The sequence below is a fragment of the Musicola paradisiaca NCPPB 2511 genome (assembly GCF_000400505.1).
GTDB classification, from domain to species: domain Bacteria; phylum Pseudomonadota; class Gammaproteobacteria; order Enterobacterales; family Enterobacteriaceae; genus Musicola; species Musicola paradisiaca.
Genome location: NZ_CM001857.1, coordinates 4,560,909 through 4,576,961 on the forward strand (window position 1 = coordinate 4,560,909; position 16,053 = coordinate 4,576,961).

The 16,053-nt window shown below is 52.6% G+C and carries 12 protein-coding genes and 1 pseudogene; 6 read left to right on the forward strand and 7 right to left on the reverse strand.

Annotated elements, in window-relative coordinates; all coding sequences use genetic code 11:
- Positions 1 to 487: 487 nt before the first annotated feature.
- The 7 genes from rbsR to kup form a co-directional block, all read right to left on the reverse strand.
- Positions 488 to 1,504, reverse strand: a complete 1,017-nt coding sequence (gene rbsR / locus DPA2511_RS20445) for a ribose operon transcriptional repressor RbsR (RefSeq protein ID WP_015855618.1) — start codon at positions 1,502 to 1,504, stop codon at positions 488 to 490.
- A gap of 3 nt (positions 1,505 to 1,507) precedes the next feature.
- Entirely contained in the window at positions 1,508 to 2,434 is a 927-nt protein-coding gene (rbsK, locus tag DPA2511_RS20450; RefSeq protein WP_015855619.1) for a ribokinase, read from the reverse strand.
- Between the two features lie 68 nt (positions 2,435 to 2,502).
- Positions 2,503 to 3,393, reverse strand: a complete 891-nt coding sequence (gene rbsB / locus DPA2511_RS20455) for a ribose ABC transporter substrate-binding protein RbsB (protein WP_015855620.1) — start codon at positions 3,391 to 3,393, stop codon at positions 2,503 to 2,505.
- Positions 3,394 to 3,418: 25 nt separating this feature from the next.
- Complete coding sequence (gene rbsC, locus DPA2511_RS20460) at positions 3,419 to 4,387, reverse strand: ribose ABC transporter permease (protein WP_015855621.1); 969 nt, start codon at positions 4,385 to 4,387, stop codon at positions 3,419 to 3,421.
- Positions 4,388 to 4,394: 7 nt separating this feature from the next.
- Complete coding sequence (gene rbsA, locus DPA2511_RS20465) at positions 4,395 to 5,900, reverse strand: ribose ABC transporter ATP-binding protein RbsA (RefSeq protein ID WP_015855622.1); 1,506 nt, start codon at positions 5,898 to 5,900, stop codon at positions 4,395 to 4,397.
- A gap of 7 nt (positions 5,901 to 5,907) precedes the next feature.
- Positions 5,908 to 6,327, reverse strand: coding sequence for a D-ribose pyranase (gene rbsD / locus DPA2511_RS20470; RefSeq protein ID WP_015855623.1), 420 nt, complete (start codon positions 6,325 to 6,327; stop codon positions 5,908 to 5,910).
- 407 nt (positions 6,328 to 6,734) lie between these two features.
- On the reverse strand, positions 6,735 to 8,603 hold the full coding sequence (gene kup / locus DPA2511_RS20475; RefSeq protein ID WP_015855624.1) for a low affinity potassium transporter Kup: 1,869 nt from the start codon (positions 8,601 to 8,603) through the stop codon (positions 6,735 to 6,737).
- A 256-nt stretch (positions 8,604 to 8,859) separates the two neighbouring features.
- Here kup and ravA point away from each other — a divergent pair, with 256 nt between their 5' ends.
- The 6 genes and pseudogenes from ravA to rsmG all read left to right on the forward strand — a co-directional run bounded on the left by ravA (position 8,860) and on the right by rsmG (position 15,887).
- A complete protein-coding gene (gene ravA / locus DPA2511_RS20480) occupies positions 8,860 to 10,359 on the forward strand; it encodes an ATPase RavA (protein ID WP_015855625.1) in 1,500 nt (499 codons plus the stop codon).
- 5 nt (positions 10,360 to 10,364) lie between these two features.
- Positions 10,365 to 11,844, forward strand: a pseudogene (gene viaA, locus DPA2511_RS22255) (ATPase RavA stimulator ViaA).
- A gap of 86 nt (positions 11,845 to 11,930) precedes the next feature.
- Entirely contained in the window at positions 11,931 to 12,392 is a 462-nt protein-coding gene (gene asnC / locus DPA2511_RS20490; protein ID WP_015855627.1) for a transcriptional regulator AsnC, read from the forward strand.
- 90 nt (positions 12,393 to 12,482) lie between these two features.
- Positions 12,483 to 12,926 carry an FMN-binding protein MioC gene (gene mioC / locus DPA2511_RS20495; RefSeq protein ID WP_015855628.1) on the forward strand — a complete coding sequence of 148 codons (444 nt, stop codon included), beginning with the start codon at positions 12,483 to 12,485 and terminating at the stop codon, positions 12,924 to 12,926.
- 378 nt (positions 12,927 to 13,304) lie between these two features.
- Complete coding sequence (mnmG, locus tag DPA2511_RS20500; RefSeq protein ID WP_015855629.1) at positions 13,305 to 15,194, forward strand: tRNA uridine-5-carboxymethylaminomethyl(34) synthesis enzyme MnmG; 1,890 nt, start codon at positions 13,305 to 13,307, stop codon at positions 15,192 to 15,194.
- Between the two features lie 72 nt (positions 15,195 to 15,266).
- A complete protein-coding gene (rsmG, locus tag DPA2511_RS20505) occupies positions 15,267 to 15,887 on the forward strand; it encodes a 16S rRNA (guanine(527)-N(7))-methyltransferase RsmG (protein ID WP_015855630.1) in 621 nt (206 codons plus the stop codon).
- Positions 15,888 to 16,053 lie beyond the last annotated feature (166 nt).

The following is a 16,053-nucleotide window of genomic DNA, read 5'->3' on the forward strand; positions in this document are numbered from 1 at the left end:
ACTTGCATGTGTTAGGCCTGCCGCCAGCGTTCAATCTGAGCCATGATCAAACTCTTCAATTTAAAGTTTGATTTGCTTCTACTCGAGAAGCGGTGCTCAAAGAATTTACTGTTGTTAGTTCGTAATGAATTAACTGTTGTTCACTCTTCAAGACTTTCAGTTCTTTCGTTCCGAAATGTCATGCGAGTGCCCACACAGATTGTCTGATTAATTGTTAAAGAGCGCTGCGACCGGCCTCAGCCTGCTGTCGCGAGGTGGCGTATACTACGCCTTCCTCATTCGGAGTCAACGACTTTTTTTAGCCTTTCTCCGTCCTGAACCGCGTTGTGCTGTGCATCAGCGCGTCTCAGTGGTGGCGCATTATAGGGACTTATCCGCACCTGACAAGCGTTAATTGAAAAAAACTTACTGTTCGTCTTTTTTTTAACCGCGTCACATTTTTAGTGCAATGATAGCCACTAACCACTGCACGATGAATACGGGGATATCAGACACCGATCGAAGGGCCCTGACCAACAGAATCCCGGATGACCAACTCAGGTGTCAGGACTAATAATGCAGGCTCTGCTCCTGGATGCTCCAGACGGTGAAGTAGCGTATCAATCGCCAGCTCACCCAGTTCATCCTTCGGTTGGTGGACAGTCGTAAGCGGCGGCGATAGATAACGAGCCAATTCGATATCGTCATAACCGATAACCGCCATATCATGCGGAACGGATAACCCAGCCTGATATAGCGCATGATAAGCGCCGACCGCCATAGCATCATTACAGGCAAAAACAGCATGGGGCCGTTCGGGCAATGCCAGCAGACTCTCCATCGCACGAAAACCGGTTTCAAATTCAAAGTCACCGGTAACTTCATACCCTTCGGGAATAACTAACCCCGCTTGATGCATAGCTTTGCGATAACCTTCCAGCCGGTTATGCGCGGTTGTTTTATCTTGCGGCCCGGCGATACAGGCAATTTTGCGGTATCCCTGGGAAATCAGATAATGCGTTGCCGCTTCACCCCCTTGCAGAGAGTTATCTTTGATCACATCACTGTTACCGTCGAAAGGTGCCCAATCCATCATCACCACCGGAATTGAAGGATATCGGCGAATAATATCGGGAGAAGGCATCCGACTCTCGGTACACATCAGCAATAAACCATCCACTCTTTTTTGCAACAGCGTTTCTAGGCTGCGGCTCATACGATGGTGATCGCCTTCCGTATTACACAGAATCAGGCTATATCCACGCTCATAGCAACAGCGCTCAACGCCGCGAACCACCTCCGCGTAAAATGGGTTGCTACTGGCTGTCAGTAGCATACCGATGGTTCTGGTTTGATTGATTTTAAGACTACGCGCCAGCGCCGATGGCGCGTAATTGAGCTGATCAACCGCCTTCATCACTCGGTCGCGAATCGCATCGCTGACATAGCGGTTGTCATTGATAACGTGAGAAACCGTTGACGTAGACACCCTAGCCAGACGCGCTACATCCTTCATCGTAGCCAAAAATCACTCCTGTCCATTCAGGAAAGCATCTATCTCTTCCCGCCAGGGTACCGACGGTTGAGCACCACGGCGAGTAACCGCAATCGCGGCGGCGGCATGCGCAAATTTAACCGCGTCCGTCATCGGTTTTGATTCCAGCAACGCAGTGACCAGCGCGCCGTTAAAGGTATCGCCGGCTGCGATAGTATCGACAGCTTTCACACGAAATCCCGGAATACGCACCCCTTGCCCATCTTCACTCAACCAGACACCGCGGCTGCCAAGCGTGATCAAAACCGTAGCTATGCCTTTATCATGCAGCACCTGCGCCGCCCGCTGAGCATCGTCCTCCGTGTTAATGGTCACACCGGTCAGGATCTGCGCTTCGGTTTCATTCGGGGTGATCATATCCACCAACGCCAGCAGTTCATCAGGCAAGGGGCAAGCAGGAGCCGGGTTTAAAATCACTTTAGTTCCATGCTGATGAGCCAAACGCGCCGCCTCGACAACCGTATCCAGCGGGGACTCAAGCTGCATCAGAAGCGCGGAAGCATCAACGATATGCTGCTGATGGCGCATCATATAAGCGGGAGTAACCGCCGCATTGGCACCTGCATGAATACCGATCATATTCTCTGCTTCGCCATTAACGAAAATCAGCGCCACACCGGTGGTGTGACCGGAAACAGCCTCAACAGCGGAAACATCGATCCGATCGCGGGTCAATTGCTGGCAAATACGGGTACCGATGTCATCTTCGCCAACGCAGGCAATGAAGGAAATATCCGCGCCACTACGCCCAGCAGCTACCGCCTGATTTGCACCCTTGCCGCCAAACGCTACGCCATATTGTTTACCGATCACCGTTTCACCAGGGCGTGGAAACTGTTCCAGATTCAGAATATGGTCCGCATTAATACTGCCCAACACTACCAGCTTGCCTGATTTCATTCGCATGAACCCCGATATCAATTGTGCGCCACCCGCATATCAGGTGGCGCTGACCCTGCGTATTACGCTTATTGTTTCGTCACCAATTTCAAGTCGACCGGAATAATGGCCTGAACTTTCTCGCCTTTCAGAACCTTATCAGCAGTATCAACACCAATGACGCCAATCTGTTCGGGGCGTTGCGCCACGGTAGCCGCCATTTTACCGCCTTCAACCGCCTTCATGCCGTCAGCCGTACCATCGAAACCCACCAGCATCACGTCATCACGGCCTGCCGTCTGCAACGCACGCAGTGCGCCCAGCGCCATTTCATCATTCTGCGCGAACACGGCTTTCACATCCGGGTGTGCGGTCAGCAGGTTCTGCATCACGTTCAACCCTTTGGTGCGATCAAAATCCGCTGGCTGACTAGCCAGAATAACAAACTTGTTCTTTTCAGCGGATTTCATGAAACCAGCCCCACGCTCACGCGCAGCGGAAGTTCCGGCCAGGCCTTCCAGCTGGATAATCTTGGCGCCTTCACCCAATTTTTTGGCGATGAAATCCCCGGCGACCTTACCGCCGAAGGCGTTATCGGAAGCGACGTGGCTAACGACTTCACCACTCGCCGCCACGCGATCCAGCGTAATAACCGGGATCTTGGCCTGGTTAGCCAGTTTCACCGCATTACCCACGGAGTTGGAGTCGGTCGGGTTGATCAGCAATAGTTTGGTACCGCGAACCGTCAAGTCCTGTACGTTGGAAAGCTCTTTAGCGGGGTTGTTCTGGGAATCCAGCACAATCAGATCGTAACCCAGTTTGTCCGCTTCCTTCTGAGCGCCGTCTTTCAGCGTCACAAAGAACGGGTTATTCAGTGTAGAAACAACAAGAGCAATAGTATCCTTTGCCAACGCATTAGCACTGACGGAAGCACTCAGCGCGACAACGGAAACCAGAGTAGCAATCTTCTTTAAATTCATATCTCTATTCCTGTGTGAATGAAGGTTATTTACTGCTTTTGTTATCTACCAAAACCGCCAGCAAAATAACGACAGCCTTGACGATCATCTGGTAGTAAGAAGAAACACCTAACAGGTTAAGCCCATTGTTCAGGAACCCCAGAATCAGAGCCCCGATCAACGTTCCCACCACGCGCCCTTTACCACCGGACAGGCTCGTCCCCCCCAGCACCACCGCAGCGATGGCATCCAGTTCATAACCTGTCCCTGCCGTTGGCTGCGCCGACGACAAGCGAGCCACTTCAATAATGCCCGCCAACGCCGATAACAAGCCGCACAGCGAGTACACCACCACCTTCACCTTATCAACACTGATGCCGGAAAGGCGTGTTGCCGCTTCATTGCCGCCAAGCGCATAGATATAACGCCCGAGACGGGTATGGTGCAGCATGTACCAGGTCGCCAAAAACACCACTGCCATAATCCAGATTGGCGCAGGTACGCCAAAAGGACGACCGATGCCGAACCACCCCAGAGTGTCCGCTGCTGAGGAAAATCCGGTATTAACCGGGCTGCCGTTGGTATAAACCATGGTGACGCCACGTAACAGCAGCATCATGACCAACGTGGCGATAAACGCCTGAACCCGGCCTTTGGCGACGATAATCCCGGTACCGGCGCCAATAACGGCACCCAGCGCCAGAGCGGCGAACACCGCCACCAACGCATTGATCTCCAGCCCGACGATAGACGCGGCCACCGCGCCCGTCAGCGCCAACACCGACCCAACGGACAAATCGATGCCGGAAGTCAGGATCACCAGCGTCATCCCGACGGCCATAATGGCGTTGACCGATGTCTGCTGCAGAATATTGAACAAATTATTCAGCGTGAAGAAATTGGGGCTCATGGAAGAGACCACGGCAATGAGCACCAGTAAGGCGATCAGGGACTTCTGCTCCATCAACCACTGCTTGCTGAACCGGCGCTTAGCCGGGATAGTTTGAGAACTCATATGGGGCTTACTCCTGCGTTGCGCCGTATTGCTTACCAACGGCCGCGGCCATCAGCGTTTCCTGGGTTGCTTGCTCAATAGGGAATTCACCGCTCAGGCGACCCTCATGCATCACAATGATGCGATCGCTCATGCCGAGCACTTCCGGCATTTCCGAAGACACCAGAATGATGCTCAACCCTTCTTGCTTGAACTGGTTGATTAATTGATAGATCTCTTTCTTCGCCCCAACATCCACGCCGCGAGTCGGCTCATCCAGAATCAGGACTTTAGGGCGCGTCATCAACCCGCGGGCAATCGCCACTTTCTGCTGGTTGCCGCCGGAAAGCAGCCCTATGGTTTGGTCCATCGATGGCGTGCGGATATTGAACAAACGAATAAAATCTTCCACCGCGATGCGCTCGTCTTCATGGCGCAGCGAACCGGCCTGATTACTGAAATAGCGTAATGCGGTCAACGACATGTTTTCTTTCACCGACATGCCGAGCACCAGCCCGTCGCGCTTGCGGTCTTCCGAAATGTAAACGATACCGTTGGCCAGACCTTCCTGGGCACTGTTCGACGTGATGTCCTTGCCGTCCAGCCATACGGAGCCTTGTGTACGGGGAAACGCACCGTACAACACTTTCATCAGCTCAGTTCGCCCGGCCCCCATCAACCCGGCGACCCCAAGAATCTCGCCTTTGCGCAACGTGAAACTGACATTGTCCACACCCGGGCCGCACAACCCGCTCACCTTCAACCGCACATCGCCCGGCGCCTGATCGAGCCGGGGGTATTGCTCTTCCAGCTTACGGCCCACCATCATTTCAATCAGCGTATCTTCCTGCAATTCACGCACCGGACGCTCGCCGATGAACTGACCGTCGCGGAACACCGTGACGTCGTTACAGATGTCAAAAATCTCTTTCAGGCGGTGGGAAATATAAACAATGCCGCAGCCATGCGATTGCAACTCTTTGATCACACTGAATAACGATGCCGTTTCGGTATCCGTCAACGCATCCGTCGGCTCATCCATAATGATCACTTTGGATTCAAAGCTCAGCACTTTGGCAATCTCGACCATCTGCTGCTCGCCGATGGACAGCTCCCCGACCAGACGCCGGCTGTCGTAGTTCAGATTCAGACGCGCCAACAGCTTATCCGCTTCGGCATACATCCGCGGCCAGTCGATACGGCCAATGCGATGGGTAAATTCGCGTCCGAGAAAGATATTCTCCGCGATGCTGATCTGGGGAATCAGGTTCAGTTCCTGATGGATAATACCGATACCCGCTTCCTGAGAGGCTTTAGGGCCGCTGAAATCCACCTCTTTACCCATAAAATGGATACTGCCGGCATCCTTACGATAAATCCCGGTCAGCACTTTCATCATGGTGGATTTACCGGCGCCGTTTTCGCCCACCAGCGCCATCACCTTTCCCGGATAGACATTGAGCGCAGCGCCAGCCAATGCCTTCACGCCAGGAAACGATTTGGTGATACCTTGCAGTTGCAGTAAAGGTTGCATTAATGCCTCAGAAAGTTACACCCGCACAAAGGATCACATTCGCATACGGCGAACATTCGCCGCTGCGGACAATGGCCCGGCTTTCGCCACTTTGCTGTTTGAACGCTTCGTGGCTGACATAATCGATAGAAATGGAATTTCCCTGATGTTGTTCGAGTTGTTGCAAGTGATTAAGTATTGCGTCATGAAGCTGTGGATTTTTATCGATAATCTCTTCAGCCAAAATGGCGGCTTCCACTTGCATTTCAGCCGTCACCACGTCCAGCACCTGCATGAAACCGGGAACGTTGTGCGTCAACGCCAGATCGATTCGAACCGTACTATCAGGAATGGGCAACCCCGCATCAGCGATCGTCAGCTGGTCGGTATGCCCCAGCCGGGAAATCACGGCAGACACCTCTGCATTCAGTAACACGCCTTTTTTCATTTTCATCACTCCGATAGCGAAACGTTTCGCTTATACATGAGTGTAAAAAAGCCATAACAAAAGGCAATGTCGAGCTGATAAAAATGTGATCGCTATCGAAACGTTTCGCTTATATGACAAAAGAATAAAAAACGTACATCAGCAGCAGAAAAAGAAGGCGACGATGACACGAAGAAGCCGCTTATTACCTATTCCGTTAGGCGTCATTGAGGTGAGCAGCTTGCATGCCATGAAGTCATGATTTCGAACACGGTCAACGCCTGAATGGCGATGAAATTGCGCGTTACCAGCAGGTTTTAATCACCTGACGGAACCCTACGCATAAAGCAACCACCGACAACCATCACCACCTCCCGAGGAGGTGGTTTACAGCTGACAATAAAAAAGGCCGGAAACCGGCCTCTTGCTTAGATCTCAACCTGAATACCCAGTTCGATCAGCCGATTGGGTGGGATCTCGAACTGATCCGCCGCCCGCAGCGCGTTTCGGCTGAGCATCATGAACAGCTTGCCGCGAATACGCAGATACCAGGGGCGTTTGCCCATCGTCAGCGACTCGTTCGACAAGAAGAAAGTGGTCTCCATCATCTGGCAGGTCAAACCATCCTGCCAGCAACGATGGAAGACTTCTTCCACGTTGGGCGTTTCCCGCCAGCCGTAGTTGGCGATCACCCGCCAGAAAGTCGGAGAAAGCTGTTCAACCGACACACGCCGGGCATTGTGCACGTAAGGCGCATCTTCCGTGCGCATGGTCAACAACACCACGCGCTCGTGCAACACCTTGTTGTGTTTAAGGTTATGCAGCAACGCAAACGGGATAACATGGGTAGCGCGAGACAGATAAACCGCCGTACCGGGCACCCGCACCGGCGGATTCTTTTCCAGCGAAACGATCATCGCATCCAGCGAGTTGCCGTGCTCATGCACCCGACGCAGCAGACGGAAACGTTCGCTTTTCCAGGTGGTCATGATGACGAACATCACCAACCCCAGCGCCAACGGCAACCAACCGCCGGAAACGATTTTCACCACGTTGGCCAGGAACATCGGCACATCAATGAACAGCAATGCGGCCAACAGCAGCCATACCAGATAGCGGTACCAGTTCCAGTTTTTCACCGCGACGGTACAGGAAAGAATGCTGGTCAACACCATGGTGCCGGTAACGGCGATGCCGTAGGCCGCCGCCAGATTGCTGGAGTGTTCGAAACTGACGATCACGATCACCACGGCGATATACAGCAGCCAGTTAATCACCGGAATATAGATTTGCCCGGACTCCATATCCGAGGTGTGCACAATTCGCATCGGCGGCAAATAGCCCAGGCGCACCGCCTGGCGCGTCAACGAAAATACACCGGAAATCACCGCCTGAGAGGCGATAATGGTCGCCAGCGTCGCCAGCACTAACAGAGGAATCAGCGCCCAATCGGGCGCCAGCAGGAAGAACGGGTTCTTGATGGCATCCGGCGTTTTCAACAACAACGCCCCTTGCCCGAAATAATTGAGTACCAGCGACGGCAACACCACCGAAAACCAGGCGATACGGATAGGCTTTTTGCCGAAATGCCCCATGTCGGCATACAACGCTTCCACCCCGGTAATCGCCAACACCACCGCGCCTAAAGCAAAGAAAGAGACCGCTTTGTACTGGGTAAAAAAGTTGACTGCCCACATCGGGTTCATCGCCCGCAACACTTCGGGATTGGCGATAATGCTGCGAGCGCCCAGCACCCCCAGCGACAGGAACCAAAGCATCATGATCGGCGCAAACAGGCTGCCGACCCGGCCGGTACCGTGCTTTTGAATCATAAACAGCAACGTGAGTACGACGATCGACACCGGTACGATATAGGTATCCAGCGAGGGCGCCACGATATCCAGGCCTTCAATCGCCGACATCACCGAAATGGCCGGCGTAATCACCACTTCGCCATAGAAAAAACTGCCGCCGATCAGCCCCATAATCACCACCGCGGCAGTTACCCGATCTGACGTATTGCGACCCGCCAGCGACATCAGCGTCAGGATCCCCCCTTCCCCGGCATTATCCGCCCGCATCACATAGGACAGATACTTCAGGGAGACCACCAGCACCAGCAGCCAGAAAATCAGCGAGAGAAAACCAAAAACGGAATCAGGCTCGACGCCAAAACCAAACTGACCTGAAAGACACTCCCTGAGCGTATACAGCGGGCTGGTACCTATATCGCCATAGACCACCCCGATTGCCGCCAGCGTCACCGCAGGAAGTGAGCGTTTATGTTCTGAACTCATAAATCTTATCTTCTGTTATCTATTCATTGACCTGTCAGGCCTTATTTTGGTTGTTGTGGCCTGAAAACGCACAGTATGCACAAATCACGTTAAAAGCCCATTTTAAAAATCATCTTCGTGCCGTCAGATAAGCGCTATTAATCGATTATCGATATCGGCCCTGCCAAAAATTAATGTATGGTTCATAAATAAACCGTAGTGTCCAACAGGCTACTCTTACAAACCCGATACGGTAATTAACAGTAACGGATAAATCATGATGCAACCCACAGCACTGGCTGACCGTATATCTCGCCTGAGTCATGCGCTAGAACACGGCCTCTATGAAAGACAGCACGTTATTCGACTTTGTCTACTGGCTGCACTGAGCGGTGAAAGCGTTTTTTTGCTGGGCCCGCCGGGAATAGCAAAAAGTTTGATCGCTCGACGTCTGAAATATGCGTTTAAACACGCCAATGCTTTTGAATATTTGATGACTCGTTTTTCTACGCCGGAAGAAGTATTCGGCCCGCTATCCATTCAGGCGCTGAAAGATGAAGGCCGCTATCAGCGGCTCACCAGCGGTTATCTGCCGGAAGCCGAAATTGTCTTTCTGGATGAAATCTGGAAAGCCGGGCCAGCCATACTGAACACCCTGCTGACCGCCATCAACGAACGCCGTTTCCGCAACGGCAACAGTGAAGAACCCATCCCCATGAGATTGCTGGTTACGGCATCCAACGAACTGCCGGAAACAGACAGCAGTCTGGAAGCATTGTATGACCGCATGTTGATACGCCTGTGGCTCGACCGGGTTCAGGATAAAGGTAATTTTCGCGCCATGCTCACCACTACCGCCGGCGAACGCGACAACCCGGTCAACCAGTCATTGAGCGTCAGCGACGAAGAATATTATGAATGGCAATCACATATCGATCATATACCGTTACCGGAATACTGCTTTGAGTTGATTTATCAACTGCGCCAGCAATTGGACGCTCAGGCAAACGCGCCTTATGTATCCGACCGCCGGTGGAAAAAAGCCATCCGTCTGTTGCAGGCTTGCGCCTTTTTTAGCGGGCGAGAAACCATTACGCCGATTGACCTGATCCTACTTAAAGATTGTCTGTGGCACGACCTGGATTCCCATACGCTGGTGGAACGGCAACTGACCCAATTGATGACCGAACAAGCCTACCAGCAAAGGGCGCTGTTGTTCCGTCTGCAACAACTCAATGTCAAACGACAGCAATATCAGCAACAACAAAGTGAACTGCAAGCGTTTACAGTAGAGAAGCAGGTAAACCTTTTCGGCCGCAAGTCTCATTATTCATTACCGGACGGCATCGCTGCATCAGAAGCGCTGACGCTGGTATTACAAAAACCTCTACTCCTACACGATCACACCGTGACACATGTGGTGATCGCTGGCTCGGCGCTGGAAACCTGGTTACAGAAAGGCGGTGAAATACGGGGCAAGCTTAACGGCGTTGGATTTGCCCAACCTATCGACATGGAAGTGGACGATCGCCAGCATCTGATTATCCGGGACATCAGTCTGCAAAGTTCCATCTTGTCCCTGCCGGGCAAGATCAATCGTGACCTGCCTGAAGACATACTTCAGGAATACGAAACGCTGAAAATTCAATTGCGTGAACAGCGTCGTTCATTTGAACGGCATCAACCTTGTTTGTTCGTTCCCCGGGACTGGTTGGCCAGTATCGAGGAAAGCCTGCAACAGGTCGACGAACAGATAGAACAGTCGCAACGGGAGTAACGGATATGCTGACGCTGGAATCCTTGGAGATGCTGCTATCCATTGATGAAAACGATCTGCTCGATGATCTGATCGTGACCATGATGGCTACCCCGCAGTTGGTCATGTTCTTCGACAAGTATCCGCGTCTTAAAACCTCCGTGATCAAAGACCTGTCCGCCTGGAAAGAAAACCTGAAACTCCGGCTGAGGGATACCCAGACACCGCCGGAACTGGAGAAAGAGTTCACCTGCTACCAGCAGACGCAGTTTTCCGGTGAAGGCACATTTCAGTCCAACCTGCCGGGGGTCATTTCAACGCTCCGGAGCGTTGATTCCCCATTTCTGCCCCAGGCGGAAACGATACTCAAACCGCTCAATGCATCCGCCAGTGCCGTGCTCTCCATCACTGGCGGGCTACATTCCTTGTTTATGCAGCGCTGGCGCATGAGCCTGACCTTGCAAACCATGAATCTGCATCAACAGATCGTCGAGCAGGAGCGTGAACTGTTGCTGGACGAGATCCAGCAACGCCTGACGATCAGCGGAGCACTGGAACCGGTATTGGCAGAGAATGATACGGCAGCGGGGCGGTTGTGGGATTTGACCGCCGGTAAACGGGTCAGCCAACCGTTTGAGATGCTGTGCGATGTCGCTGAATTTCTTAAACAACAGCCGCAATTACAGCGGTTGGCTGAACGCTTAGGCCGCAGCCGGGAAACCAAATCCGCGCCGGCGCACGAAGCTCCCGTCGAATCATTGCGGGTCATGGTGCGCGAGCCCGCCGCCATGCCGGAACAAGTGAGCGGCGTGCATCAAAGCGACGATATCCTGAGGTTGATACCCACAGAGCTGTCCACACTGGGTATCGCCGAACTGGAATACGAATTTTACCGACGCCTGTCGGAGCACCGCCTGATGACATACCGCCTTCAGGGCGATAACTGGCGGGAAAAAACGCTGGAACGACGTCGCGCACCAGCGCAATGAACAACAGCCGCGCGGCCCGTTCATCGTCTGCGTGGATACGTCGGGCTCCATGGGCGGTTTCAATGAACGCTGCGCCAAGGCGTTTTGCCTGGCGCTGATGCGCATCGCGCTGGCGGAAAATCGCCGTTGCTACATCATTTTGTTTTCCACCGGCATCGTCAGTTACGAATTGACGTCTCCGAATGGTCTGGATGAAGCAACCCGCTTTCTGAGCCAAACATTCCGCGGCGGTACCGACCTGGCTAGTTGTCTTTCCGCGCTGATGAAAGCATTGGACACTCAAACCTGGCATGACGCCGATGCCGTCGTGATTTCCGACTTTATCGCCCAGCGGCTGCCGGAACCGCTGATCGGCGAAATGAAACGCCGGCAACAACAGTCTCAGCACCGTTTTCACGCGGTCGCGATGTCCGATCACGGCAAACCGGGCATCCTGCGTATTTTTGACCACATCTGGCGTTTCGATACCGGGTTGAAAAGCCGGTTGCTGCGTCGATTTCAGCATGAGAATGCCTGAGCATTCTCTTTCCATCAGGCCAGGGGATTGCTAACCGCGGTGATAAGCAGTAAAACGCCCTGACGATCAATAAAGAGAAATATGCCATGGCAGACATCTATTCAATGGACGAGCTCGATCGCGGCATTCTAAACCTGCTGATGGAAAATGCCCGCACCCCTTACGCCGAGCTGGCCAAACAGTTTGCAGTCAGTCCCGGCACTATTCATGTGCGGGTAGAAAAAATGAAGCAAGCGGGCATCATTTTGGGTACCCGACTCGACATCAACCCCAAGCAGTTGGGCTACGATGTCTGCTGTTTTATCGGCATCATACTGAAAAGCGCCAAGGACTACCCTTCCGCGCTGGAAAAGCTGAATAACCTGGAAGAAGTCGTGGAAGCCTACTACACCACCGGCCATTACAGCATCTTCATCAAGGTGATGTGCCGTTCCATCGATGCGCTGCAACATGTACTTATCAACAAGATCCAGACCATTGATGAAATTCAATCCACCGAAACCCTGATCTCCCTGCAGAACCCGATCATGCGGACTATCACGCCTTAAACGCTTTTTACTATCCCCTTATTATCCACAGGTAGATCCCACAAAAATCACAGCGTACAATGTGCCGTCTTTTATCAGTCGGGATCGCCAATGACGGACATAACCCTTATCAGCGGCAGTACGCTGGGCAGCGCCGAGTACGTTGCGGAACATTTGGAAACACTGCTGCAACAAGCCGGGTTTTCCACCAACGTGCAGCACGGCCCGGCATTGAACGATATCCCGCTGCAGGGATTATGGCTGGTGGTGACGTCCACGCATGGCGCCGGCGATCTTCCCGATAACCTGCAATCGCTTTATGACGAACTGGTTGCCGGTAAGCCCGATCTTTCTCAGGTTTCCTTCGGTGCGATCGGGATCGGCAGCAGTGAATACGACACGTTCTGCGGCGCGATCGTCAAGATGGATCGACTGCTTCAGGATCTTAAGGCTCGTCGGATCGGCGATATGCTACAAGTCGACATAACCAGGCATGAGATACCGGAAGATCCCGCCGAAGTCTGGTTGGGATCGTGGATCGAACAACTCAAATAAAAAATATTTTTTCGCTCTCCCTGTGGATAAATCTTTTAAGATCACGGGTAAAACCAGTAGTTATCCAAATGATAACTGCTGTTCGTTTTTTGAGTTGTGCATAATCACCGATTCTGATCCCAGCTTATACGGGCTGGGATCACCGATCATTCACAGAGAGTGATCGGTTTTAACTCATTGATCTTCATTCCGGATCCCGCGTTATCCACAGCAAGGGACGATCCTAATAAGAGATCTAATAAAGAGATCTTTAAATAAAAAAGATCTTTCTTTAACTACCCGACGATCCTACAGGGTTGGTCGCCGGTTCAAACTCAAGTAGAATCCCCCACCCCAGGGCGAGTAACGATCATTCGCAACCACGCGAGGTGCAGTACCATGTTTTATCCGGATCCTTTTGACGTCATCGTGATCGGCGGTGGCCATGCAGGTACCGAAGCCGCTATGGCTTCCGCCCGTATGGGACGTCAAACCCTCCTGTTAACCCACAATATTGATACGCTGGGGCAAATGTCCTGCAACCCGGCGATCGGCGGTATCGGAAAGGGACACCTGGTAAAAGAAATCGATGCCATGGGCGGCCTGATGGCGCGCGCCATCGACAGGGGCGGGATTCAGTTTAGGATACTAAACTCCAGCAAAGGGCCAGCCGTTCGCGCCACCCGCGCCCAAGCGGATAGGGTGCTTTATCGCCAGGCAGTACGTACAGCACTGGAGAACCAGCCTAATCTGATGATCTTCCAGCAGGCTGTCGATGATCTGATCGTGGAAAACGATCGTGTGGTGGGCGTAGTGACCCAGATGGGGTTGAAATTTCGCGCCAGAACCGTCGTGCTGACGGTCGGTACTTTTCTTGACGGTAAGATCCATATTGGTTTGGACAACTACAGCGGCGGTCGCGCCGGCGATCCTCCATCGGTTGCCCTATCACGTCGTTTGAGAGAACTGCCGCTGCGCGTAGGCCGCCTCAAAACCGGTACTCCTCCGCGTATTGATGCGCGTACTATCGATTTCAGCGTACTGACCCAACAGCACGGCGATAATCCAATGCCGGTGTTCTCCTTTCTGGGGGATGCCAGCCAGCATCCGGCGCAAATGCCTTGTTACATCACGCATACCAATGAACATACTCACGAAGTGATTCGTAATAATCTGGATCGCAGCCCAATGTACGCCGGTGTTATTGAAGGTATCGGGCCACGTTATTGCCCTTCAATCGAGGATAAGGTCATGCGGTTTGCCGACCGCAATGCGCATCAGATCTTTCTTGAACCTGAAGGGCTGACCAGCAACGAGATTTATCCGAACGGTATTTCCACCAGCCTCCCGTTTGATGTTCAGTGGCAGATTGTCCGTTCTATGCAGGGAATGGAAAACGCCAGGATCGTTCGCCCTGGGTATGCGATCGAGTATGACTATTTCGATCCGCGTGATTTGAAACAAACGCTGGAAAGCAAATATATCGCCGGCCTGTTTTTCGCCGGGCAGATTAACGGCACTACCGGCTACGAAGAGGCCGCTGCCCAGGGGATGCTTGCCGGCCTGAACGCCGCACGTTTGGCATTCGATCAAGAGGGATGGACGCCGCGTCGCGATCAGGCGTATTTGGGGGTTCTCGTCGACGATCTCTGTACGTTGGGAACACGCGAGCCGTATCGCATGTTTACTTCACGAGCGGAATACCGGTTGATGCTCAGGGAAGATAACGCCGATCTTCGCCTGACTGAAATTGGACGACAGCTGGGGATGGTGGACGATGAGCGTTGGGCTCGTTTCAACGAGAAATTGGAAAACATCGAGAAAGAGCGTCAGCGATTGCGTGGAATATTCGTCCATCCGCAGTCCGGGCAGATCGAGCAGGTCAATGTGTTGCTGAAAACGCCGTTGTCCCGTGAGGCCAGCGGCGAAGATTTACTGCGTCGCCCTGAAATCGACTATGCAATGCTGACCCGCTTACCGATGTTTTCACCCGCACTTGTTGACGCCCAGGCGGCTGAGCAGGTGGAGATTCAGGTCAAGTACGAGGGGTATATCGCCCGGCAGCAGGATGAGATCGATAAACAGTCACGGAATGAAAATACTCTGTTGCCGGCCGATCTTGATTATCGACAGGTAAGTGGATTATCCAACGAAGTGATCGCCAAGTTGAACGACCATAAACCAAGTTCTATTGGTCAGGCATCCCGGATATCGGGCATCACGCCTGCAGCAATCTCCATTTTGCTGGTGTGGCTCAAAAAACAGGGTTTGCTGCGTCGCAGCGCCTGATTATCCCCTTTGCTTTTACGGCCGCGGCGACGCGGCCTGTCGCTTATTATCAACCAACAATCAGGATTTCCCGTGCTCCAGAAACTCGACCGCTTGTTACAGCTTGCCGGTATGGCGTTGACCGATAAGCAGAAAGATTTGCTTATCCGGTATGTCGGTTTGCTTCACAAGTGGAATAAAGCCTATAACCTGACGTCCGTGCGTGAGCCTGAGCAGATGTTGATTCGTCATATCATGGATAGCCTGGTCGTGGCGCCGTATCTTGCCGGAAAGCGCTTTATCGATGTGGGAACCGGGCCGGGATTACCCGGTGTGCCGTTATCCATTGTTCTCCCCGATGCTCATTTCGTTCTGCTGGATAGCCTGGGTAAGCGCGTGCGGTTTTTACGTCAGGTTCAGCATGAGTTGCAACTGACCAATATCGAACCGGTTCAAAGTCGGGTTGAGGATTATCCTTCCGAGCCGCCATTCGACGGCGTTATCAGCCGCGCATTTGCTTCGTTACAGGATATGGTTGATTGGTGTAAACACCTGCCTGCGCATTCGACCGGGCGATTTTACGCTCTGAAAGGGGGAGTGCCTCACGACGAGCTGGAACGGCTTTCTGAAGGCGTTGTGCTGGATAAAATCGTTCCCTTATCCGTTCCTGAGTTAGAAGGCGAGCGCCATTTAGTGGTGCTTAAACCAAACTAATTTTGTCATTTATCAAAAAAATTATAAATATTTTTAAGATTATCATGCTTATAGCTTTTGATGAAATAGTGTTGGCCGCAATGAGTGTATTCACGAAATATTTACAAGCCTGTTGTATATCTGTGCGTAGTCGGCTTTTTTAGTGTTTCGTTTTCGTGCGGCGAAT